Origin of the sequence: Bacillus cereus group sp. MG1, from assembly GCF_040460035.1 — a bacterium.
Classification (GTDB): Bacteria; Bacillota; Bacilli; order Bacillales; family Bacillaceae_G; genus Bacillus_A; species Bacillus_A cereus.
The window spans coordinates 1848489-1873257 of the sequence record NZ_JARVGY010000001.1; the positions used below are offsets into that span (position 1 = coordinate 1848489).

The window sequence follows — 24769 nt, forward strand, 5'->3', positions numbered from 1 at the left end:
CCTTACTCTCCCCCTGTAGCTAGTGCCATAATAGACTCTTGTGATGCCTCATCTTTCCCTAAAATTCCGCCTACTTTTCCTTCATGAATAACAAGAACACGATCACTCATCCCTAAAACTTCTGGAAGCTCAGATGATACCATAATAACGGCATCTCCTTGCTCCGTAAGCTTATTCATAATAGAGTAAATTTCTTTTTTCGCTCCAACATCAACACCCCTTGTTGGTTCATCTAAAATGAGTAACTGCGGATGAATGCCTAGCCATTTTGCGATTACAACCTTTTGCTGATTTCCACCAGAAAGAGATTTCACTGCCTGCTCTCCGCTAGATGCTTTCACATTAAGAAGTTTCATCATATCCGCCGTAAACTGTTGTTCTAGCTCGTTGCTTAGAACACTTCCCTTTGAAAGACTTTCTAAATTTGGTAAAGCTAAATTTTCTCGAATTGAAAAATCTAACACTAATCCTTCAGACTTTCTATCTTCTGTAATGAAAGCAATTCTTTGTCTAATTGCATCTATTGGACTATCAATCTTTACTTCTTGTCCATTTATAAAAATTTGTCCAGAGTCTAAAGGTTCATAACCAAATATCGCTTTCATAATATCAGTGCGACCAGCCCCCATCAAACCAGCTACACCAAGGATTTCACCTTTCCTCACTTGAAACGAAACATTTTCAAATTTCCCTTTCTTCGTTCCGTTACGCATTTCAAAAATGACATCACCAATTTGACTATTTCGCTCTGGGTAACGTTCACCAATGCTGCGCCCCACCATCATACTCACTACTTCATCAAATGATGTTTCTGGAATTAATCTCTTTCCGACGAATTCTCCATCACGCAAAATCGTAATAGCATCACATATTGAGAAAATCTCTTCCATACGATGCGAAATGTACACGAATGAAACACCTTCTTTACGTAACTTATTGATTACTGTAAAGAGCGTTTCGATTTCACGATCCGTCAGTGCCGCAGTAGGTTCATCCATAATAATAACGCTCGCGTTTGTCATTAATGCTTTCGCAATTTCGATAATTTGCTGTTGTCCAACCGATAATTCCTCTGCTAACATAGCGCCTCTTACATGCAACCCTAACTCCGCTAGTTGCTGCTGCGCAATCGCGTTCATTTGTCGAGTGCGTAAAATACCTGTTTTCCCATACATTAACTCTTTGCCGAGAAACATATTTTCAGCTACTGTTAAATTCGGCAATATGTTTAGTTCTTGATGTATAAATGCGATGCCGTACTCTTCAGCTTCTTTCGCATTTTTAAAGGTGCGCTCTTGCCCATCGATCGTGATTGTCCCACCATCTTTTTTGTATACACCTGTTAAAATCTTCATGAGCGTTGATTTACCCGCTCCATTTTCCCCCATCAATGCATGGACTTCTCCTGTTTCAATCATAAACTGTGCATTCTTCAAAACAGGATTTCCATTGAACGCCTTTGAAATGTTTTTCATTTCAATATGCATTCCCATCACTTCCCTTTATTAAAAAATCACGCCTGCATGTAAAATTACATTTGCATAAGGCGTAGCCTCGCCTGTACGAATAATCGCCTTCGCTTTCTTTGTATGCTCTTTAAATTGCTCATGAGATACATACTCAAATGCTGGCTCTATTAATTTCTGCTCTATTTCTTTATTTACTTCCGCATTATTTATAATGACTTCTTCTGCTAACGTCACTTTTTCGATTGCCATATCATCAGCTACCACTTGCAATACATCTAAAAAGCTAGGTTTTCCAATTTCAACAGCTAAATCAATTCTTTTTACTCCGTCAGGAATTGGTAAACCGCAATCAGCAATTACAATCGTATCCGTATGCCCAAGTAAAGCAAGGATTGATGCAATCTCACTGTTTAATACGCCGTGTTTCTTCATCCAACAATCACCTGCACTTCACGTACTTTATCTCTCGTTGGCATGCCGCCTTGCGCCCCAAGTTTCGTTACAGAAAGACCACCGGCAATATTCGCGAAACGAATTGCTTTTTGAAGTGTCTCTCCTTCAGAAAGTGCAACTGCTAACGCACCATTAAATGTATCACCAGCTCCAGTTGTATCCACTACATCAACAGCAATGCTAGGAACATGTACAATCTCCGTGCCATTATGGAAACGAACACCGTTAGAACCTTCTGTCATCAATAATTTATTTGGATACTTCGCCAATAAATCTTCAATTGGTGAGATGAAATCATCTAATACGATGCGGCACTCATGTTCATTTGGCGTAATATAAGTTGCCTTTTCTAAAATGTCTTCTGATAAAACTTGTGCTGGCGCTGGATTTAACATAACAGGAATATTATGTTCCTCACAAATAGCCAATACATATTTTACTGTTTCAAGTGGAATTTCTAGTTGAAGAACAACCATATCCGCTTTTACAAGAAGTTCTTTGGAGCGATCTACAACTGACTTATTTACAAGAGCATTTGCCCCTTGTACGACAACAATACTGTTATCTTCTTCTGCTAAAACGATATGAGCAATTCCTGTCGTTCTATCTGTAACCGGTACCACATAATCGATAAAAATGCGTTCGTTCTCTAGATTTTTTCTAACTACTGTTCCATAATCATCATTTCCTACCGCTCCAACCATTGCTACATTTGCTCCTAATCTAGCTGCAGCAACTGCTTGGTTTGCTCCTTTCCCTCCTGGAATTGTATGAAACGCTTCACCAATTACTGTTTCTCCTGCTTTCGGCCGTTTTTTTGAAACAGCCACTAAGTCCATTGAAATGCTCCCTACTACTGCAATATTTGGCATCTGTTTCATCTCCTTACTTCGTTGTATTTCGTTCTATAATTTCAATCGGCAAACGATAATGTTTCTCTTCTAATGTATTTCCTTCCATTTGCTCTAACAACAACTCTGTTGCAATTTTCCCCATTTCATATATCGGTTGTGCAACTGTTGTAATAGATGGATACATCATTTCCGTTAAAGAAATGCCATCAAATCCGATAATTTGTAAATCATTTGGAATGACAATCCCCTTTTGAAGTGCAGCCTTTACAATACCGATCGCAATTAAATCATTCCCAGCAACAATACCATCAATATGCGGGTATTCTTCTAATAATTCCATCGCTACAAGCTCACTATTTGCTGGATCAAACGTACTCTCTGCAATCATATACGAAAGATTATTTTGCGTAATAACGTCTACAAAACCTTCAAAGCGTTCATTTGCAGTACTCACATCACGTGGACCGCGAATATGTGCAATATGTTTACATCCTTTATCTAGTAACAACTTTGTCGCAGCCTGACTTCCTGCATAGTTATCTGCATATACAGTAGGAATACGCTCATTAAACATACGGTCAATCGCAACAACTGGAACAGATACATTCATGTAATTAACACTATTTTGTGGATTCGTTGCTACAATAAATCCATCTACATTATTTTGTCTAAGCACATCAATATATTGTTTCTCTTTTTCTAAACTTTCATCAGAGTTACAAAGGACAACTGTGTAACCTTGTTTATGTGCTACATCTTCTACGGCACGTGCAACTTCCGGAAAGAATGGATTCACGATATTTGGAACAACTAAGCCAATTAAACGAGACTTTTTATTATACAGTGAACGCGCTACTGTACTAGGCTTATAATCTAACATCTCAATTGCACGTTCTACCTTTTTTAATGTATCTTCGTGAACATATCCATTTTTATTTAGAACTCTGGAAACGGTCGCAACAGATACTCCCGCTAATTTCGCAACGTCTTTGATCGTACTCATTCTCTTTTCTCCTCATTTCATGTAACCGTTTACAGAAAATAATATAACGTATTTCTAAAAATACGTCAATCATTTCTCACTAAAAAGCTTTTAAGGTTATACTCAAAAAAGCACCGCCATAAGGCGATGCTTCTTCATTACGAGTATGATACAGTTTTTTCTTTTTCTTCTACAACAGGCTCTTTAGCATCTTTTTTACGATCTGATAATTTAATTTTTTGTAAGAAAATCGTAAAGATGGCACCTACTACGATAAATACTAATCCTGTTAAGAATACAGTATGAAGCGAGTCTACTAAAGAGTTTTTCAAAATAGGTACAATACTGTTAGCGAACGCTTCTGGCATTTGTTTTAATGCCTCTGGGCTAAATAGCATCGAATATAAACCTTGTGGATCTGTGTGAATCATATCTTTAAATTTCGTTACCATTTGTCCCGCTTCTTTCGGGAATGTATCTAATACAGGTACTAAATTCTTTGTTAATGTCGTACCTGAAGTGTTATTCATAATTGATCCTAAAATTGTAATACCAAATGTACCACCGATTTGTCGGAAGAACTGACTTGATGATGTTACAACACCAAGGTCTTTTTTCGGGAAGCTTTCTTGTAACGCTAATGTTAATGTCGGCATTACAAGACCCATTCCTAAACCGATAACCATCATATAAGAAGTAGCTGTAAGCTTCGTTGTGTGCATATCCATCGTTGTTAATAACCAGAAACCACCGGCCATAATAAGCATACCTGCGATAATTTGTGGTTTTACACCAACTTTTAATACAAGTTGCCCACCGATAATACTCATCACAATCATTGTAATCATCATTGGAGTCATAATTGTTCCTGATTCAGCAGCACTTACTCCTACAATACCTTGCATGAAGAATGGTACGAACATAATCGCGCCGAACATTCCAATACTCATAAAGAATCCAATCGCATTCAGTATTGTAAATGTGCGATTTTTAAAGAAATGCATTGGTAAAATTGGCTCTTCAGCTTTCGTTTCAACGATAACAAAGCTAACGATACCAATTACAGCTAGTGCAAATAAACCGATAATTTGCCAAGAATCCCATGCATAATCTTTTCCGCCAAACGTTAGCGCAAGTAATAAACTTACAACACCGAGAATCATCGTAAAGATTCCAGCGATATCAATTTTAATTGGTCCTGTTTGTTTATGCGATTTTAATCCCATTGCAATAAAGATTGTTGCTAAAATACCAACCGGTAAGTTAATGTAGAATACCCATCTCCAATTCACTGCATCTACAATCCAACCACCAACTTGCGGTCCAATTACAGAAGCAAGACCGTATAACGCACCAAAAATACCTTGCCATTTCGCACGTTCTTTTCCCGTGAACATATCTCCAATAATAATCATAGCCATTGGCATCATAATACCGCCACCAAGACCTTGAATACCACGGAAAATAATTAATTCTGTCATACCATTCGCCATACCACATAACGCCGAACCAATCATGAAAATAACTAGCCCTGTTATATATACGTTACGACGACCAAGTAAATCCGCTAATTTACCTGCAATTGGTACAACTGTCGTTGATGTTAACATATAAGCTGTCGTTAACCATGTCATTAAACTTAATCCGCCTAGGTCACCGACGATACGTGGCATTGCTGTACCAACAATTGTTCCATCTAATGCAGCAAATAGCATCGCGATTACTAAACCGATTAACAACAACTTTCTATTTTGATTTTCTTGTTGCTCCATGTAATCTCCTCAATTCCTCTTAGTTATTCTCTTTTTTCTCTTGTGTCCCGCAAATAATGGTTTCTAACTTCTCAAAGAGACGTAATAAATCTTCTCTTTCTTGCAACTCTAAATGTGAAAAGTATTTTGCAATATGCTCGTTACGAGCTGTCATTGCCTCTTCTACTCTAGCTTTCCCCTTTTTCGTTAACTCGATGATGACAACGCGACGGTCATCTTTGTCGTGATAGCGTTCTACAAGTTCTTGATCGATTAGACGATCAATCATCACTGTAATCGCGCTAGGCTTCACATACATCTTTTTTGCTAATGTTGTCGCTCTTGAAGCCCCATAATGATCTAAAATCTTTAAAATATAAAACTGCGGTGGTGTAAGTCCTGTCGCTTGCATTTGTTCTAATAACTCCGTCTGCATTTTCTTTCCAATCGAAAAGGCAAGAGCTTGAATTTTATCGATATGCGTCATATCATTTGGCATGTTATCCACCTCTTATTTAAACAATAAAATATTTAATGTATTTAAATATTAATCCCACGAACAAAATCCGTCAATACTTTTATTCATAAAAACGTTTACATTTTTGTCACAAAGTTGTATAATTTTCGACGAAGTTAATATTGACAGTCACGGAGAAACGGAGTACACGGCTATGAATCATAAAAAAGGAAACTTTTTTATATTTCATGGCCTTTTTATGTTCTCTGTCTTAAAACGCTTCGAATTAATTAGGGGAGGATTTTCATTTTATGTTTTTCACACAATTATTTAAACCTGCGCCCCACGCGGAACGCTTACCAGCTGATCGCGTTGATAGCGAATACCGTAAATTACGTTTACAAGTATTCTTAGGTATCTTCATCGGTTATGCAGGTTACTACTTTGTTCGAAAAAACTTTTCACTAGCAATGCCATACTTAATCGAGCAAGGCTTTAGTAAAGGGGAACTTGGGGTTATCCTTTCAGCAGTTTCTATCGCTTACGGATTAAGTAAATTTCTTATGGGTATCGTATCCGATCGTTGTAATCCTCGCTACTTTTTAGCAGCTGGGCTATTTTTATCAGGTATCATTAATATTATTTTCGGCTCATTTTCTTTCATTACAACGAGCATTATACTTATGTTTGTACTTCAGTTTTTAAATGGATGGGTACAAGGTATGGGATGGCCTCCTTGTGGTCGTACGATGGTTCACTGGTTCTCTATTAGCGAACGTGGTACAAAAATGTCTATTTGGAACGTCGCTCATAATGTTGGCGGAGCGCTTATGCCTTCACTTGTAACATTAGGCTTATACTTCTTCGCAGATGACTGGAAAAGTATTTTTTACTTCCCAGGTATTCTTTCAATTTTAGTTGGTATTTATGTATTAATTACGATGAAAGATACGCCTCAATCTTGTGGACTACCTTCTATTGAAGAACATACTGGAGAATATCCACCAGATGAAAAAGTAAAAGACCGCGAACGCGAGCTTTCAGTAAAGGAAATTTTATTTAAATACGTATTAAACAATAAGTTTTTATGGTACATCGCTATTGCGAACGTTTTCGTATATTTCGTACGTTACGGCGTTGTAGACTGGGCTCCTACTTATTTAGTAGAGGAAAAAGTGCGCCCATAAGGGCCTTGTAAACTCTGATTTAGTAAATCAGCGGGTGAAGTGAAACAAGATAACAACCCGACACCGGTAGCCTTATCCGTAATCGAAAGTGAGCGGGGAGTGTAGCATGGCTGCAACGGGATAAGTCACTCTAATGTCATGAGTGCGACTGAATTTCTAGGTGTACCGTGGTAAACAAGGTTGAATGCTAAACTGCGTGAAGGATAAATCAAGGGGTCTTATCGACGACCATATCGAAATAGACATTGAAACGATATGTCTCTAGTTCAGCTCATCTATTTTTTGTGGAGAGAGGTGTGTTTCACACTAGAGAACCAACTAAAGTACATTAGTAAAGATTGAAAGTCCCAACCGACATTACTACAAACTATTTACAAGGTACTAAATGGGGATTACCTAAGTGGAAGCGCCATTTATGGCTATAGAGGATGATTTCAAGGTAAAAACCAAGAAATGTGGCTCTTGAATATTCCATATGGTAACGGAGCCTTCGTAGTAGTCAGAGATAGGGAAAGCCTATCACACTAACGTATGACAAATTACGTTAGGTCATGGTTGTGAAATCAGGATGGCGAAGGAAGGTAGTCAATTAGTTCATGATGATAATAAACAGGAAGGAAGCGAGATGCTGATGAGAAATCCAGTTTATGTATTGAACACCTTGTCGAAGAATACTATTAAAGAAAACTATAAGTTCAAAAGATTATATAGAAATCTTTATAATCCAGAATTCTACTATAAAGGTTATCAAGAAATATATGCCAATCCAGGTAATATGACCAGAGGAACCATAAGTAAAACTGTTGATGGCTTCTCAAAAAATAGAGTATCTAAAATCATCAACAACATTAAAAATGGTAACTATAAACCTACTCCTGTTAAGCGAGTATATATTGATAAAAAAGGGAGTAAGAAAAAACGTCCTCTTGGGGTACCGACATTTGACGATAAACTTGTCCAATTAGTAATAAAGTATATCTTAGAAGCAATTTATGAACCAAACTTCTCTGAGAACTCACATGGATTCAGGAAAAATAGGGGTTGTCATACAGCTTTGAAACAAATTAAAAAGAGTGGTAATGGAACTAAATGGTTTATTGAAGGTGATATTCAAGGTTTCTTTGACAATATCGACCACCATATCCTAATTAACCTACTAAGAAAACGTATCAATGACGAAACACTCATCGGATTAATATGGAAGTTCCTAAGAGCTGGGTACATGGAGGATTGGCAATTCCACAAAACATTCAGTGGAACACCACAAGGAGGGATTCTCAGTCCTCTTCTTGCCAACATATATCTAAACGAACTAGATATATACATGGAAAAATACGCTGAAAAGTTCGGAAAAGGTCAACCAAAAGACAGAGAAGTTGATAAAAGATATCAATACTTACACCTCAAAATAAAAAGAGGGCGTAAGAAAGCAGACTTACTAAGAGAACAAGGTAAACACAATGAAGCTCAGGAATTAATCGAGCAAGTCAACGAATGGGTTAAGGAAAGGGGACAACGTCCCTACTACAATCCAATGTCGGATAAATTTAAGTCACTAAAATATGTTAGATATGCTGATGACTTTATTGTAATGATAATCGGCAGTAAAGATGATGCCAAAGCCATTAAATCTGATATAGCTCAATTTCTCAATGAAGAATTAAAATTAACTTTATCAGAAGAAAAAACACTTATCACCCACTCTAGCAAGAAAGCAACATTTCTTGGGTACAACGTCAATATCACTAGAAACGAGTTATTTACCAAATACTCGGTGAAAGGTGCAAAAAGAAGACATCACAATCTAAAAGTAAGACTTGAAATCCCCCATGAAACATGGCGAAATAAATTACTTGCCCTGAATGTTTTAGAAATGAAGTATGTGAATGGGAAAGAAACTTGGAAACCAAAGCATAGACCGGAAATGGCACACCTAGATGATTTGGAAATACTACATAATTATGTATTACAGATCAGAGGGATGTACAACTACTACAAATATGCAGTTAATTCAACGGTACTCCAAAAATTCAGTTACGTTCTAGAATACAGCATGTATAAAACATTCGCCAATAAATATAAAAGCTCAATCGGAAAAATTAAGGGGAAATATTGCAAAAACGGTGTATTCATAGTCAATTACAAAGATAAAAAAGGCAAACAACACTCTCATTCTTTCTACAGGGAAGGATTTAGAACGGTTGATATAACTAAGATGAAAACACAAGAAAATAACATCGACAACTTGTTAGCCTCAAGAGTTCATATGTCAACAACTAGTCTTATGGATAGGTTGTCAGCCAACAAATGTGAACATTGTGGTAAAACCGATTCTAACTTAGTAATGCACCATGTCCGAAAAATGAAAGATGTTGAGAAAGGCAAAGCCAAATGGCAAAAATTAATGATTGCCCGTAGACGCAAAACATTAGCCGTATGTGAGGATTGCCATAATGAAATTCACTATGATATGAGAGTAGAACTTATAGCGAAAAACAGAAAAAAATAACTTTGACAAGCAATTGATGGAGAGCCGTATACTCTGAGAGGAGTACGTACGGTTCGGTGAGGGGTTTTGAGAAACCTATCATAGCAATATGACAAGGCGCTCGCTTCCTACTCTACAGCTTTACTCATAGTAGCTCACGTACTGCTTACGCTCTATATGAATGGGCTGGTATTCCAGGTACACTTCTTTGCGGATGGATGAGTGATAAACTATTTAAAGGACGTCGTGCACCTGCTGGTATTCTATTTATGGTCGGTGTATTTATCGCAGTTCTTGTTTACTGGTTAAACCCTCCTGGTAATCCAATGGTTGATAGTATCGCACTTGTCGCAATTGGATTTTTAATTTACGGACCGGTTATGTTAATTGGTCTACACGCTCTAGACTTAGCACCAAAGAAAGCTGCTGGAACTGCAGCAGGCTTAACTGGATTCTTCGGTTACTTAGGCGGAGCTGCTTTCGCTAGTGCAGCTATGGGCTTTATCGTAGATGCATTCGGATGGGATGGCGGATTCATCTTATTACTTGCATCTTGCGTACTTGCAATGTTCTTCCTTGCTCTTACTTTAAATACAGGGTCAGTAAAACAAAAGCAAGCTTAAATAACATATAACAAGCATAAAAATAGCTCTTAGCATTTACATACATGCTAAGAGCTATTTTTTATTTTCATTGCTGTTCCTACTAATGATAACAACCAATTCCTTCCCTACTATAAAATTAAAAGATTTGATGAAACACCTTTATTAAAACAGCTAACGTAACAGATGTAGCAAATCCCCCTAGACAAATTAAGCTTACCCCTTGACTATATGACAAATTTTGAAATGATTTCATTACTTCCATCCTCCCTATCTCCCCTTTGATACTTTTATTTTACCAATGGGAAAAATCTCATAACATCGATTTCTCTAACAACTAACTTACAAATTTGTAAGTTAACATCTTTTCAACTTATATATCTAGTATTTCCACAAATAAGAGTCATTTATACATAAAAAAAGACCTCAGTTATACTAAGGTCTTCGTTACATTCTATTTCATTTTATAATCATCACCGGACATTTCACTCGTTTTGCTATTTTATGACTTACACTCCCAAGCACCATTTCTTGCAGTGTATTGAGCCCTCTACTTCCAGCAATGACAAGATCTATATCTCCTGTATTTACATATTGAACAATTGTATCTCCAGGATCACCATGTAATATCGTAATTGTATAAGAAATGTTCTCTTTCTTTAATAAACCTTCAATCTCTTTTAATTTATCTTTTCGACTAGCCGATATTGTTTCTAAATCTGTTTGACCTTGTATAATATCTGATTTTGCCGTTCTATTATCTACTACGTACACAACTTCAACATTTGTTTCTTCGCTACATTTCGCAATATATGTTGCATGCTCTGCTGCTCGAAGTGCATGTTCAGAACCGTCACATGCTAATATAATTTGTTTGTACATATGCTGAATCCCCTTTTCGTTATCCTACTCGTATTATATAATAAGGCCCCCTAAAAAGGAGGCTTTTAACTAGCAATTCTTTTATTATAAGTCGCTAAATTTGCAACAAGTTTTGAACTACGTTCATTTAATCCTGTTATAGTTACTTTCACACCACTTTGTTCATACTTCATGATAACTTTATCAATTGATGCCACTGCTGAATCATCCCATACGTGCGCATGAGTAAAATTCATTTCAATTCCTTTTACATCTTCTTTAAATGAAAAATTATTTATGAAATCGGCTGTAGCTACAAAGAAAAGTTGACCGTGAATTTCGTATATTTTCTTATTTTCAATATATAAATGTTTCACGTGAATCTTTGCCATATTGAATGCAAATAACACCGCACTAATTACTGTTCCGATAATTACACCTAATGCTAAATTATGTGTAATTAGGACAATCACAACTGTTACGATCATAACAAATGCCTTTCCTTTTGGTACTTTATGAATTGTTGTTACAGAGTTCCAATCAAACGTTCCGATTGAAACCATGATCTTTAACAAGCGTTACCATTAATAATGCCATTGCACCTGTTGCAGCTGAAATCATCCCAGTTCTTCCGCCAACAAATGAAATGGTAACTGCAATACAAAAGGCTGCGTATAGTCCAACTGTTGGATCCACGCCTGCAATAACAGAGAAGGCTATCGCTTCAGGGATTAATGCTAAAGCAACGACAATTCCTGATAACACGTCCCCTCTCACATTAGAAAACCAATCATTTTTTATCGTTTGAAACAAAATACCACTCCTCTACTCCTTTATCATTTGATTTTCTCCATAAGAAAATCTAGCCGACTGCACGAAGGCTATTATATAACGAGTAGAAGATTTTTTACTATGTAAAAGTTTCCTAAAGAAAAAGACGCTATATCAGTAGCGTCTTTGCTCATTTTATTAATGTCCACCGTGTCCTTGACCACTTTCCTGAACAATTTCTAACCTCTCATCTAGTATTCCTTGTGTTTCAAATGAAATATCACTCGTACTTCCTAATAAGAAACCGTGATTATATGGTTCAAGTGTTGGATCATCTTTAAACTTCGGCTGAATGCTTGCAAGGAAGTCATACACTGGTTGTGAAGCTTTACCTTCTTCTAATAATACAACAGGTGCATGTTTACCCATATGTGAAAAAGGTGCCCCAGCAACTGCTAAATCTGGTGTTTTACTTGAAACAAATGATAAACCGTGACCAGGTTTTGTGAATCCCCAGCCAAATTTTGTTTTTTCATCTTTAAATTTAGCGAACGCAATCGAGTTTTCTGTAGGGGTCTCTCCACTAATACGCGTTACTTTCCCGTATTTGCTTAGCTCTTTTTCTACTTCTTTTGAAACAATTTTTTCTGGCCCTAATACATATATATTTGCTTTATCTTTTCTCATTTTTAATGCCTCTATTGTCGCTTCTGGCACTTTATTCTTTTCTGTATAGAGTAGTGGTTCCGGCATATGAGAAATCCAATTTACAGCGGGGGTTGTATATAAACGTCCTTCTTCTGCAGACGAACCGATAATAACACTATTTGGATAGCTTCCTGTTATATCGGCATACTCCTTATCAACATCCTTCGCAAATATAGCTGGGTCCGTTTCTTTTATTTGTTTTACTTTATAACCTTTTAATTGTTCAAGCGCGCTAGTACCTACATCTCCCATCACCATAATTTGTGTTCCATCTTTCGTTCCGATTGGATTTAATCGTTTTATTTCTTTTAACGTCATTTCCGGTATCTTTTCTTTTTCTATAAATAAAATCGGCCCGTTATTCGGATGATGAATAAGATCTGCACTCGCAATACCTAATTGCCACTCGCTTGCTGGTACTAAAATAACAGCACCTGGCTGGTTCTCCTTATGAGTTGCTGGCCATATCGTTTGCGAAGTTAATACTGCCATTTGCAAAGGGTCATTTGTGTTTAATCTCGTTACATTTTTTAAACTTGTCGTTAATAAATCATTAGATGCACCTTCGTTCATTTCTTTTGGCGCCGTTACCTCCTGATTCATTTTCATTTCCTTTTGCTCTGTTTTCTTCTCTTTTGTAGATTCATGGTTTTTATGGTCTGTATTCGTTTGTCCGCATGCAGTAAGACCAACTGCTGTAATTATTGTTATCCCAAAAATTCGGGTCATTTTTTTCACTATACCGCCTCCGTATTAATCATTTTTGAGCCAATATGATTACCTAAAATGTAATTTCAACTCCACAATAACAAGCAATTCTGAAGAAATTATGCAGACGCATCATAATCTGCACCATTTCTTCATGATTTTGCATTACACTTTAAGTAACGATTATAAATATGGAGGGCTCTCTATGATTGATATACTGCTCGTAGACGATGAACCGAGAATGCTTGAATTATTAACGCTTTATCTTACACCAATTGGATATAACTGCGTATGTGCGACTTCAGGAGAAGAAGCTATTTTACATATAGAAAATCGAAACTTTAAATTTGTTTTACTCGATATTATGATGCCAAAGATGGACGGATGGGAAACGTGCAAAAAAATCCGATCTTTTAGTAACATTCCTATTATTATGGTTACAGCTCGTGATCAAACAGTAGATGTCGTTCAAGGATTAAAACTTGGAGCCGATGATTACGTAACGAAACCTTTCCATGAAGAAGAACTTTTCGCAAGAATTGAAGCCGTTTTAAGACGTACAAATGAACATAAACAAATCCAATATCACGGTATTGTATGGGATGAAACAAAACACTTCGTTTCTGTCCATAATGAAGAGCTCCTTCTCACACCAATTGAATTTTCTTTACTCGGATTATTTTTACGTCATGTGAACTACGTATTAAGCCGCGATCAGCTCATTGAACGAATTTGGGGATTAAATACAAATACAGAAGATCGAACAGTCGATTCGCATATTCGTAATTTACGTGATAAATTGCGAAAAGCAAATTTCCCTATTGATCATCATTTAAAAACCGTGTATGGAGTAGGTTATCGATGGATTGATACTGAACAGTAAGGGGTAAAACGATGAAACGAATTTCAATTCAATTCGGATTTTATTTTTTAATTGTTACACTTTTAATTGAAAGTGTTCTATTTGTATTGCTCTATTATAGTCTCGTAAACACTAGAGTAAATGAAGAAATGACAGCTTTATTAAAACGTGGAAACAGTCATCGTGATGTACTTGAAAAATATTATGATAAGCAAACAATCTCTCACGTAGCATTAATGGAATCTGAAGCTGAAACAACTGTCGTTATTACAAATACAAATAAAGAAGTGCTAGCTAAATCTAACGAAATAAACACGACTATAAAAAATCACATTAGTAGCATGCAGACTCGAACAGACCATAACGGAGCGATTATAGAAAATCACTGGAAAACATCTAATTATATATGTACAGTTAGTCCTATCATAGTAGCTGGAAAACATGAAGGGTATGTGTATATGTTTCTTGGAACAGAATCCATTGAAAAGTTGGTAAATGGATTAACGAAACAATTCATTATTGCTGGCGCCATCACGTTTCTACTCACAGTCATCACAATTTTCCTATTATCACGTTTATTAACAAAACCATTGTTACACATGAAACATGCAACTGAAAAAATGAGTAAAGGCGATTTGTCCGTTTCATTAACGACTACTCGAAATGATGAAATTGGTGAACTAGCATCATCTATTCAAACGCTCGCAAATGATTTACATTATATGAAAACAGAGCGAAGTGAATTTCTAGCAAGTGTTGCTCACGAATTACGAACACCGTTAACATACGTAAGAGGTTATGCTGACATTGCTTCAAAAGAAAGCACCCCTTCTGAACAACGTATGCGATATTTATCAATTATAAAAGATGAGTCTGATTACATTACAAACTTAGTTCAAGATTTATTTTCACTTGCACAAATGGAACAACATAACTTTTCTATTCAAGTAAAGGAAGTACATTTACACACATTCCTAACTCGCATAGCCGAAAAAGTAAATGCCATGTATAAAGAAAGATGCATTAAAGTTTCTTTCTCTTGTCCTCCTACACTGCTAGTAAACTTAGATGAACAGCGATTTGAACAAGTTATAGTAAACATTTTAAATAACGCTTATAGACATTCAAAAGAACATTCTCATATAAACATTTCTATCACAGAAGAACATAAACGTATCTCCATTACAATTGAAGATGAAGGCGAAGGTATTCCACCTGAAGACCTCCCTCACATTTTTGACCGCTTTTACCGTGTAGATAAAGCAAGAACACGATCTACAGGCGGAACTGGTTTAGGGCTATCTATCGTAAAAGAAATTGTAGAACTACACGACGGAAATATTACTGTAACGAGCGAAGTCGATTACGGGTCTTGCTTTATCATTTCATTGCCATCTATAAAGAAACACGACTACCATCAGTAGTCGTGTTTCTTTATCATTTTACTTTATAATATAAATTTACAAATTGCCCAAAACGTTTCGTATCCGTTAAAGTTAAATTAATTTCCGGATTCTTATCTTGAAATAACGGAACTCCAGAACCTAATATGTGAGGGGTAATCGTGACAACATATTCATCAATTAGATTATTCTTAAAGAATTCTCTCAGTAGATTCCCTCCACCGACCATCCATATTTTAGATCCTTCTTGCGATTTTAACCTTTTTGTAAACTCTACTACATCTTCATTTACAAACTCCACGTTTCCGTTTGAACCTTTTTCCGAATTAGAAAAAACATAACATTTTTTATCTAAGTACGGGAATGTTTCTGTATGCTCTACTACATAATTGTACGTTCTTTTTCCCATAATTATTGTATCAATCGTTTCGTACATTTCTGTATAACCGTTATCTCCCTCCCCTTCGGTTTCCATTAACCACTGTAAATCATCATCTTCTTTCGCAATATATCCATCTAAGCTCGCCGCAATAAATAAAACTATTTCACGTGACATATTTTTTCCTCCTTACATCTCATCTTGATAACATTATGCTGTAAACAATATACTAACAATAAAACACGACAATTTATGTCATGTTTAAAAAGAAAAAAGGTGATACATTTGTCAAAAGCTAAACGCTTATTAGATATTCTTATATTTGCTTCTGCGAAAAAAGCATTTACAGCGCAAGAAATAGCTGATGAATTTAATATTTCTGTTCGTACTGTCCATAGATACATTTTAGATTTAAGTGATATGGGATTACCCATTTACGCTGAACAAGGTCGCAACGGAGGATATAAAGTATTAACGAATAGAGTAATTCCACCTATTTTATTTACCGAAGAAGAAGCAGTCTCCATCTTTTTTGCCTTTCAATCTTTAAGCTACTACAGAGACTTACCTTTTAACACAGAAATAAATTCCGTTACACATAAACTATATAGCTCCCTACAACATGATGCGAAAGCGAAAGTTGACAAAATACGTTCTTATATCGCCTTTTGGAATCCAAAGAGAACAATTGATACACCACTTTTAAACGAAGTGTTAACAGCGGCTATTGAAAATAAAAATTTACACTTTCAATACGAATCTAAAACGGGGATAAAAACAAAACATGTTCATCCTATCGGTGTATATGCTCATGACGGGCTATGGTACTTACCGTCCTATGACTATGACAGGAAAAAAGTATTACTGTATCGCATCGATCGTATTCTTTCTATATTATCAACGAAAGAAAATGAGGATACATTCATGAATTTAGAAGAGTGGTTTTCCTCTAACTCTAACGTAGTACACATCCCTACTCAGTTACATGTTTTACTGACACCAGAAGGCGTACGCCAATGTAAAAGCGTGCCTTACCTTGAAGAATTCGTTGTAACAAACGAAAACGGGACAGGATATATACATTCAACAATTGATAAAGGAGAAATCAATTTTATTACCCCTTTATTTTATAGACTCGGAAAAGATGCAAAAGTTTTAGAACCGACAGAATTGATAGATGGTTTACGTATGCGTGCGAAAGAAGTTTTACATATGTATGAAGACGAAAAAAGCTGCTAAATATAAGCAGCTTCTTTGTCCTGTTGTTCCTATTGTTTTATTATTGACGAATATCAAACCACCAACGATTTTTCGAATTCATATTTTCAGTGTCACCAATCCCTCTGTAATTGAAAGCATCCAAAAAGATTGAATCTAATTTATCTTCATCTACAAAATAACCTAAATTAACTTTTACCGTTTCTCCTGGTGTGATACTGCCAATATTGTAAAAACTTTTTCCATCTCCGTGAGGTTCTAAATAATCAACTTCACCTGTCATAATACGCGTTGCGTCCATCCCCTCTTCTTTAGCGTATTTCCATGCATTCCCTTCAAATTTAAGCTGTTTTATGGATGGATGCATATAGATTTCTTCTGTCGACTTTTTGCCAATATTTTTCACTGTTGTTGTTAAGTAGACAAATTTAACATTAACTAATTTCGAATCTACTAATGTATCAATTGAATCTTTACCATTCCCTAATTTATATTCATCTCGTCTGTATGATAGTAATTTTCCCGTCTGATCTAAAGCCTTATTCTTGCTTAATATCTCTAGGCCAAGTTCATTAAAGTTCTCTTGTTTAAAATCTTTGATTGAATCAAAAACTTCAACTTTTTCTATCACATATTCAATTTGGCTGTTATCCATAGATATCGTTACTGGAACCTTTTGTCCTATATGAAATAGTCGTTTGCTATCCTTCTTCAAAGGAATTACCTTAGTTGTTTTACTTTCTTGGCTAAAATACTTTTTATCATAATCGCTTATATATGATGACTTTTCTTTTGACGTGGGCTCAAGTGAAATGCTCCCTAGCACATCTATCATTTGTTCTTCGTTTATATCATTTCCAATATAACTTTGTAACATAATTCCTTCTTCCTCAAAATAGAGAAAAATTACTCTATTAAACATTAAATCTTTATTACCATTTTCTCTATGGACAATTACTGCCTTCTTACCATTTATCTCTTTTTCTTCATAATTTTTCGAGTACAGAGTTGGAAAATCTGAATTCCCTCCTACTCTCCAAAGAACGAATGAAAATCCACCCATTGCGTAGTTATCTTTAAAGGAATATTTCATAGCAGAGTCATCAATTGCTTCCATATTTTCTGGTAATTTATCGATTTTCAGCTTATACCACTTATCAGCCTTTTTCGAGTCCTTATTTGTTACTGAAATATTTACTTCATAATTTTGTTTTTGAACAATCATATTATAGACCTTTACTGCTCCAAAAACGGTTGTCGGCATGCCGATCAATAAGCAAGCAGCAGCGATTAACATACGATGTCTTTTACGCTTTTTCAGCGGTTGTCCATTTTGCGGCTTCATTTCCTCCATAAACAATTTCTTTTTGCGCGTATATGTATGTGAAAATTCATGTTGTTCTTCAAGTTTATCAAAATCATCTAAAGCAATTTTTTCAGCAAGTTCATATATTTCTTTGGAGTTCTTTGAATTCGTCATGTTGTATACCTCCTATCATATTTTGGACTCGTTTTCGAGCGCGTTCAAACTGCTTGCGGACATTTGCCTCGGTTATCCCCATGACACTTGAAATTTCTTGATACGTTAAGTTATAGAAGACTTTGTACTTAAACACCTGTCTATTAGATTCGTTTAACTCTTTTAGCAATGCATCAATTTGAACCTCAGACATTTTACGTTTTTCCCACTCTTCAATATTTTCATCTACTGCTTCTACAGATTCTCTTTCATATTCTTCTAAAAATGTTTCATGTCGTTTGTTTTTCCGGTAACTATCAATCGCCTTGTTTTTCGCGACCCTCAAAATGTAGCGTTTAAGCTCTTGAGTAGCCAAGCTATGGAGCTTTTCCAAGTTCTTATAAAGAGTAATAAACGTCTCTTGAACCGCATCTTCAGCCTGTTGAATATTATTTAAAATAGAATACGCTACATAATAAATCTTTTGTTCATACAACTCATATAGCTCTTCCATCTTTTCATAATCGTTGTTTGTAACTTTCATATAATTCCTCCTCTCACTCTATATAACGAATAAGCGCTATACTTTGTGACACTGCAAAATCTTTTTATGTATAAAATTTAATAATAGAATAAACAAAAGCCCAATTTCTCTATTTTAACTGAGAAATTGGGCTTTTTAATATTAGAATTTTCCTGACCGCTACGCCTTTTCAGTAAGCAGCATATGCTCTATCGCTTCTTTTAACAAATTCTGTGTCTCTTCCAAGTTATGATTCTGCTTTTCTCCTGGTTGTACCATATAAAACTCAGCAAACGAACGCTCTTTATATCTTGGTACGACATGCATATGATAATGTGTTAACTCGTTAAATACTCCACCATTTTGACAAACTGTAACTCCGTCAGGTTTATATACTATCTTAATCGCTTTTGCAATAAGCTTAGAAGCATCCATAACGGATTTTGCTACAACATCATTTAATTCATCTACTTCTACAACATGTTGCTTTGGCACAATTAAAGTATGTCCTGGGTAGAAAGGCGCATGATCTAAAAAGCAAGTTACATAATCATCTTCATATATTATATATATAATTTCCTCTCCGCCTGCTAATTTACACCCTAAACATTCCATCATATTTCCCCCTTTATTAAAAACATAAAAACGTGAGAGCCGTATTCTCACGTTTTTATGTTTCATTTTATTAGTTCAATTGTTTCCGTAACCTTTATACTATCTTTTACAGATTGAACAATCGTACAATTTTTCACTGCAAGTTGCAGCGCCTTGTCCAGCTGCTCTTCTGTAATATTTTGCGCTTTAATTTTATAGTGCAAATGAACACTTTCAACTGGCTTCGATAACGCTTCACTTCTACCAATTTCAGTTTCGATTGTAAACGTATCGTATGGAATACGTTTCTTTTCTAAAATCGTTCGAAAGACAATTGCACTACACCCTGCGATAGAAGAAACGAGTAATTGTAACGGTGAATAACCGTTTTCTTTTCCAATCGCTAATTGACCATACGATAAATCTGCTTCTATATCATCGTGTTTGATTGTTAGTTTCATTTGTTTTTTCCATCTCCACTTTCATCGGTTTCTGCCGTTTCTTACTAATATAATAATATATATAGCAGAAAATGATAAATGGAATACCACAGTATAACGCCATTCTTTGTTCTGGAATAAACGCTAAACTAATAACAACGATACTATTTGTAATTAAAGCTAAAATTGGAACGATTGGGTATAGTGGTGTTCTATACTTTAAGTCCTCTAACTTTCCTCCGCCTTTTATATACTGACTTCTAAAGCGAAGTTGCGATAAAGCAATAATGATCCAACTTGAAACAGCTGATAAACCAGCTATAGATAATAAGTACATGTATACTGTATCTTCTGCAAGGAAGCTTGTTAATAAAGATAAAGCAGCTACAGCAATTGTTACAACTAACGCTGTAATTGGAATACCACGTTTATTTACTTTTTGGAAAGACTTTGGTGCCATTCCTTCATTTGCAAGTGACCATAGTATACGAGTTGCCGCATATAATCCTGAATTCGCTACAGATAGTAACGCTGTAATAATAACGAAATTCATAATATCAGCTGCATACGGAATACCGATTTTATCAAATACGACTACGAATGGACTTTCAATTACGCCAGCTTCTTTCCAAGAAATTAACCCTACTAAAATCGTCATTGTTAAAATGAAGAATAACATAATGCGCCATACTGTATTACGGATCGCGCGTGGAATTGTTTTTTCTGGATTTTCACTTTCTCCCGCTGCAATCCCGATTAACTCTGTTCCTTGGAACGAGAAGTTAACTGTAATCATCGTAAGTAATACGGCAGCTAGTCCATTCGGAAATAATCCACCATCGCTTACAAAGTTAGAGAAAAGAGGTGCTGCTTCTTTTCCGTCATATGATATAAACCCTAATAATGCACTACCACCAAGAACAACAAAGGCAAGAATGGTAACTACTTTAATACTAGAAAACCAAAATTCTAATTCAGCATAACTTTTTGCCGAAATTGCGTTTGAAGCATATAAAATAACACCGAATACAAGGCACCATACCCAAACATCAACATTTGGAAACCATCTTTTCATCATTAAACCTATTGACGTTAATTCTAGACCCACTGTTACTGCCCAGCCAAGCCAGTATAACCAGCCAATCATAAAGCCCGTTCCTGGTCCAATAAACTTCGTTGCATACTTTTGGAAAGAACCTGAAACTGGCATTGCTACCGTTAACTCTCCAAGACAAAGCATTGTTAAATACATAATAAATCCGCCTACTAAATATGAAAGGATGGCTCCCCCTGGTCCAGCCTGATTAATGGTGTAACCTGAACCTAAGAAGAAACCAGTTCCGATTACACCACCAAGTGCGATCATAAATAAATGTCTACTCTTCATCGTACGATGTAATTTCTCATTCGTTGGTTGCTGCATCTAAATCCTCCCCCTACCAATACCCCTATATCTTGTTAAAATTTTCTGATAATAAAAATATACACGAAAGCGATTATATTTTCTATATAAAATTAAAACTTTTCTGATAAAATAATATAAAAATCGAATTATTGCAAGATTTAGATTCTATTTAGAGGAAAATAAGGAGAAACAAGGAAAAAACCCTTACATATATTGTAAGAGTCAACGAAGTTCTAATCTTCTCGATAAAATTGATAAACTATAATTTACGATAAAGTACATACAAGCTACTAATATAAATGTTGGAATCATGTAATTCACATTTTGCCCGCTAATAATTTGAGCATTATGCATAAGCTCAGGGAGTGATATAACAACCGCTAGCGACGTATCCTTCAGCAATGAAATAAATTGACTGACAAGCGGCGGAACCATTCTCCTTAATGCTTGTGGCAAAATAATATGCCAAAGCGCTTGCACATAAGTTAATCCCGAAGATCTTGCGGCTTCAACCTGCCCTTTTTCAATAGACAATAAACCACTTCTAACAATTTCAGATATCATTGCTGCCTCAAATATTGTTAAAGCAACAATTGCAGCTGTTATAATTTCTAATTTCAAGCCTGCTTCTGGAAGTGCAAAATACGTGAAAAATATAATTAACAGTAGTGGTAAGTTTCGAATCACTTCAACTATAACTCCTAATATTTGTGAGACGACAGGTATTTTCGTGTAGCGCAATATACCGATTACACTTCCAATAATAAAACTAAGTACAATTGCTATGAGCGCTACCTCTAATGTTATAAGTAATCCTTTTAATAAAAATAGAATATGATCTCCTGTAATTGCTCCCTTGAAATCCATTTACACCGCCTCCTTTGCCAAGCGTTTTTCTAAATAACGCACTAGCATACTGAGCGGAATTGTTAATATTAAATAAAACATCCCGACAAATATATAAACATCAAACGTAACAAACGTCTTCGTTGAAATTAAATCTCCTTGATACATTAAATCAGCACCAGCAATAATTCCAAGTATTGAGGAGTTTTTAACTAAATTGAGAAACTGGTTTCCTAAAGGGGGAATTACAATTTTCACTGCTTGGGGTAAGACAACATAATACATCGCCTGCACATACGTTAGCCCTGAAGAGCGGGCAGCTTCCATTTGCCCTTTCGCAACTGATAAAATACCAGCGCGAATTACTTCTGCAATAAAAGCTGCCGTATATACCGTAAGCGTAACTGTTCCTGCTACAAAACCATTTAAAGTAATTCCTATTACAGGTAAAGCAAAATAGAATATAAATGCAATTAATACGAGTGGAATATTTCTTACAAACTCCACAAAAGCTGATCCTATCCAATTTAAAATACGAATAGGTGCAATACGCATTACTGCCAAAATTACTCCTAAAATAAAACTGCCTATCAATGCAATTACACTAGACATAACTGTATATTTAAATCCTTCTAAATACATATCAATGTTATTCGTTAATATAGAAAAATCAGGCACATATTCTCCCCTCTTTCTTTACAAGAAGAGGATGAGCACTCTCATCCTCTCACTTTTACTATCTACTTTTCTGGTTTTTGTCCAATCCACTTCTCATATAATTTGTCATACTCCCCGCTTGCTTTCATGTCTTTAATTAAAGTATTAATCTCTTTCGTTAAATCATCTGCCCCTTTTTGCACTGCAATTCCGTATGGTTCATCTGTGAAAATTTTTCCTACTACTTCATAATTAGAATCTTGTTTTGCCATTCCGTAAAGGATCGCATTATCTGTCGTTAACACATCACCTTTACCTGCCTTTAACGCTGTAAATGCCTCACTATAATTTTCAAACTCTAATACAGTCGCTTCTGGTGACTTTTGACGAATGTTATTTGTAGATGTTGATCCTTTTACAGCTAATACTTTAACGCCTTGTTTTATATCATCGACACTCTTAATATTGCTTCCTTTTTTCACAAGTAACGATTGTCCTGCTTTAAAATATACATCTGAAAAATCCACTTCTTTTTTGCGTTCTTCCGTAATTGTCATTGTTGCAATAATTGCATCAATATCACCATTTTTCAGCATTGGAATACGTGTTTTAGACGTTACTTCTTTCAGCTCTAGCTTCTTTTCATCTCCAAGAATCTTTTTCGCAAGTGCCTTCGCGACATCAACATCGAATCCTTCTACCTGCCCTGTTGAAGGATTTTTTAATCCAAATAAATTCGTATCATTCTTCACCCCAACTACTAATTTCCCTCGTTTCTTAATTTGCTCAACAGCCCCGCCTTGCTTCGTATTTGTTTCCTTTGCCTCATCTTTCTTACTTCCGCAACCAGCAACAACAAGCACGAATAAACATGAAAATACGATTAAAGTAAATAATTTTTTCATTTTAAGCATGAAATTCCTCCTCTAATGATTTAGCACCCGACTTAAAAATAAACGAGCTCTTTCTTGTTCAGGGTTTACAAAAAAGTGCGCCGGTGTTGTATCTTCAATAATTTGACCATCATCCATAAATAAGATCCTATCTGCTACCTCTCTAGCAAATCCCATTTCATGCGTGACAACGACCATTGTCATCCCTTCTTTAGCCAGTGCTTTCATAACATCAAGTACCTCTCCAATCATCTCTGGATCAAGAGCAGACGTAGGCTCATCGAATAGCATAATTTCCGGCTGCATTGCAAGTCCTCTAGCAATTGCCACCCGTTGCTGTTGTCCTCCGGATAATTGATGTGGATATACGTTAGCCTTCTCCGGGATTCCTACTTTCTCTAAATAAAACATTGCTGTTTTCTCTGCTTCTTCTTTGGAAACTTTATTTACTTTAATCGGTGCTAATGTAATATTTTGAAGAACCGTTTTATGTGGATATAAATAAAAATGTTGAAAGACCATCCCAATATTTCGCCGCAATTCATTCATGTCCGTTTTTTTATTGTGTACCTCTGTATTTTGTACAATTAATTCTCCATCTGTAATTGCCTCTAATTGATTTATACATCGAAGCAATGTACTTTTTCCTGATCCTGAAGGCCCGACAACTACTACCACTTCGCCTTTTTTCACTTGCACATTAATATTTTTCAAAACTTGAAAGTTACCATAATATTTATTTACATTACGAAATTCTATCAACATACTCCCCCTTCCCCTAACAATGCATGTACATTCT

Annotated in this window: 23 protein-coding genes and 3 pseudogenes; 6 read left to right on the forward strand and 20 right to left on the reverse strand. The window is 35.7% G+C overall.

Translation table 11 applies throughout. The features are described from left to right. Positions 1 to 2: 2 nt before the first annotated feature. The 6 genes from rbsA to QCI79_RS09695 all read right to left on the reverse strand — a co-directional run bounded on the left by rbsA (position 3) and on the right by QCI79_RS09695 (position 6008). The gene (gene rbsA, locus QCI79_RS09670; protein ID WP_002100767.1) at positions 3 to 1487 is read right to left on the reverse strand and encodes a ribose ABC transporter ATP-binding protein RbsA; all 1485 of its coding nucleotides are present in this window, start codon (positions 1485 to 1487) and stop codon (positions 3 to 5) included. Between the two features lie 18 nt (positions 1488 to 1505). Beyond that, positions 1506 to 1901: a D-ribose pyranase gene (gene rbsD, locus QCI79_RS09675; protein WP_000716154.1), complete on the reverse strand. Its 396-nt coding sequence runs from the start codon at positions 1899 to 1901 to the stop codon at positions 1506 to 1508. Beyond that, positions 1898 to 2794: a ribokinase gene (gene rbsK, locus QCI79_RS09680; protein ID WP_001132870.1), complete on the reverse strand. Its 897-nt coding sequence runs from the start codon at positions 2792 to 2794 to the stop codon at positions 1898 to 1900. The genes rbsD and rbsK overlap by 4 nt, the downstream gene beginning before the upstream one ends. Positions 2795 to 2807: 13 nt before the next feature. Further along, positions 2808 to 3779: a ribose operon transcriptional repressor RbsR gene (gene rbsR / locus QCI79_RS09685; RefSeq protein ID WP_000104056.1), complete on the reverse strand. Its 972-nt coding sequence runs from the start codon at positions 3777 to 3779 to the stop codon at positions 2808 to 2810. A gap of 137 nt (positions 3780 to 3916) precedes the next feature. Next, complete coding sequence (locus QCI79_RS09690; protein ID WP_000437646.1) at positions 3917 to 5530, reverse strand: MDR family MFS transporter; 1614 nt, start codon at positions 5528 to 5530, stop codon at positions 3917 to 3919. A gap of 19 nt (positions 5531 to 5549) precedes the next feature. Further along, complete coding sequence (locus QCI79_RS09695) at positions 5550 to 6008, reverse strand: MarR family winged helix-turn-helix transcriptional regulator (RefSeq protein ID WP_001132365.1); 459 nt, start codon at positions 6006 to 6008, stop codon at positions 5550 to 5552. 269 nt (positions 6009 to 6277) lie between these two features. Between QCI79_RS09695 and QCI79_RS09700 the strand changes: the two are divergent. The 3 genes and pseudogenes from QCI79_RS09700 to QCI79_RS09710 form a co-directional block, all read left to right on the forward strand. Beyond that, positions 6278 to 7141, forward strand: a pseudogene (locus QCI79_RS09700) (MFS transporter); the annotation flags it as partial. A 643-nt stretch (positions 7142 to 7784) separates the two neighbouring features. Further along, complete coding sequence (locus QCI79_RS09705; protein ID WP_309009745.1) at positions 7785 to 9662, forward strand: reverse transcriptase domain-containing protein; 1878 nt, start codon at positions 7785 to 7787, stop codon at positions 9660 to 9662. 134 nt (positions 9663 to 9796) lie between these two features. Beyond that, a pseudogene (locus tag QCI79_RS09710) lies at positions 9797 to 10264 on the forward strand (MFS transporter); the annotation flags it as partial. A gap of 118 nt (positions 10265 to 10382) precedes the next feature. Here the strand turns inward: QCI79_RS09710 and QCI79_RS09715 are convergent. From QCI79_RS09715 to QCI79_RS09730, 4 genes and pseudogenes are all read right to left on the reverse strand, one after another. Then, a complete protein-coding gene (locus QCI79_RS09715; RefSeq protein ID WP_000834734.1) occupies positions 10383 to 10499 on the reverse strand; it encodes a DUF4027 family protein in 117 nt (38 codons plus the stop codon). Between the two features lie 203 nt (positions 10500 to 10702). After that, the gene (locus tag QCI79_RS09720) at positions 10703 to 11125 is read right to left on the reverse strand and encodes a universal stress protein (protein ID WP_000277998.1); all 423 of its coding nucleotides are present in this window, start codon (positions 11123 to 11125) and stop codon (positions 10703 to 10705) included. A 65-nt stretch (positions 11126 to 11190) separates the two neighbouring features. Then, positions 11191 to 11917 (reverse strand): annotated as a pseudogene (locus QCI79_RS09725) (SulP family inorganic anion transporter). 156 nt (positions 11918 to 12073) lie between these two features. After that, complete coding sequence (locus QCI79_RS09730) at positions 12074 to 13321, reverse strand: hypothetical protein (RefSeq protein WP_000738882.1); 1248 nt, start codon at positions 13319 to 13321, stop codon at positions 12074 to 12076. A 175-nt stretch (positions 13322 to 13496) separates the two neighbouring features. On the opposite strand from QCI79_RS09730, the gene QCI79_RS09735 reads away from it, so the two are divergent. Continuing rightward, a complete protein-coding gene (locus QCI79_RS09735) occupies positions 13497 to 14174 on the forward strand; it encodes a response regulator transcription factor (RefSeq protein ID WP_000565481.1) in 678 nt (225 codons plus the stop codon). Positions 14175 to 14185: 11 nt separating this feature from the next. Further along, positions 14186 to 15577 carry a sensor histidine kinase gene (locus QCI79_RS09740; RefSeq protein WP_000822552.1) on the forward strand — a complete coding sequence of 464 codons (1392 nt, stop codon included), beginning with the start codon at positions 14186 to 14188 and terminating at the stop codon, positions 15575 to 15577. Between the two features lie 13 nt (positions 15578 to 15590). Here QCI79_RS09740 and QCI79_RS09745 read toward each other — a convergent pair whose 3' ends face one another. Further along, a complete protein-coding gene (locus QCI79_RS09745; protein WP_000085777.1) occupies positions 15591 to 16112 on the reverse strand; it encodes a dihydrofolate reductase family protein in 522 nt (173 codons plus the stop codon). Positions 16113 to 16187: 75 nt separating this feature from the next. Between QCI79_RS09745 and QCI79_RS09750 the strand changes: the two genes are divergently transcribed. Then, positions 16188 to 17174: a helix-turn-helix transcriptional regulator gene (locus QCI79_RS09750; RefSeq protein WP_042991513.1), complete on the forward strand. Its 987-nt coding sequence runs from the start codon at positions 16188 to 16190 to the stop codon at positions 17172 to 17174. A gap of 40 nt (positions 17175 to 17214) precedes the next feature. Here the strand turns inward: QCI79_RS09750 and QCI79_RS09755 are convergent, their stop codons facing one another. The 9 genes from QCI79_RS09755 to QCI79_RS09795 form a co-directional block, all read right to left on the reverse strand. Further along, on the reverse strand, positions 17215 to 18633 hold the full coding sequence (locus QCI79_RS09755) for a hypothetical protein (RefSeq protein WP_000185113.1): 1419 nt from the start codon (positions 18631 to 18633) through the stop codon (positions 17215 to 17217). After that, on the reverse strand, positions 18599 to 19156 hold the full coding sequence (locus QCI79_RS09760; RefSeq protein WP_000869272.1) for an RNA polymerase sigma factor: 558 nt from the start codon (positions 19154 to 19156) through the stop codon (positions 18599 to 18601). The genes QCI79_RS09755 and QCI79_RS09760 overlap by 35 nt, the downstream gene beginning before the upstream one ends. Positions 19157 to 19315: 159 nt before the next feature. Beyond that, a complete protein-coding gene (locus QCI79_RS09765) occupies positions 19316 to 19750 on the reverse strand; it encodes an HIT family protein (RefSeq protein ID WP_000388955.1) in 435 nt (144 codons plus the stop codon). Between the two features lie 62 nt (positions 19751 to 19812). Then, the gene (locus QCI79_RS09770; RefSeq protein WP_000778834.1) at positions 19813 to 20190 is read right to left on the reverse strand and encodes an OsmC family protein; all 378 of its coding nucleotides are present in this window, start codon (positions 20188 to 20190) and stop codon (positions 19813 to 19815) included. After that, complete coding sequence (locus tag QCI79_RS09775) at positions 20165 to 21592, reverse strand: amino acid permease (RefSeq protein ID WP_001187113.1); 1428 nt, start codon at positions 21590 to 21592, stop codon at positions 20165 to 20167. The genes QCI79_RS09770 and QCI79_RS09775 overlap by 26 nt, the downstream gene beginning before the upstream one ends. 204 nt (positions 21593 to 21796) lie before the next feature. After that, positions 21797 to 22441 carry an amino acid ABC transporter permease gene (locus QCI79_RS09780; RefSeq protein ID WP_000345955.1) on the reverse strand — a complete coding sequence of 215 codons (645 nt, stop codon included), beginning with the start codon at positions 22439 to 22441 and terminating at the stop codon, positions 21797 to 21799. Beyond that, positions 22442 to 23098: an amino acid ABC transporter permease gene (locus tag QCI79_RS09785; protein WP_001112667.1), complete on the reverse strand. Its 657-nt coding sequence runs from the start codon at positions 23096 to 23098 to the stop codon at positions 22442 to 22444. It lies immediately after the preceding gene. Positions 23099 to 23160: 62 nt separating this feature from the next. Then, entirely contained in the window at positions 23161 to 23991 is an 831-nt protein-coding gene (glnH, locus tag QCI79_RS09790; protein ID WP_000916491.1) for a glutamine ABC transporter substrate-binding protein GlnH, read from the reverse strand. Between the two features lie 12 nt (positions 23992 to 24003). After that, positions 24004 to 24735 (reverse strand): amino acid ABC transporter ATP-binding protein, encoded by a 732-nt coding sequence (locus QCI79_RS09795; protein ID WP_003283181.1) that lies wholly within the window; start codon positions 24733 to 24735, stop codon positions 24004 to 24006. Positions 24736 to 24769 lie beyond the last annotated feature (34 nt).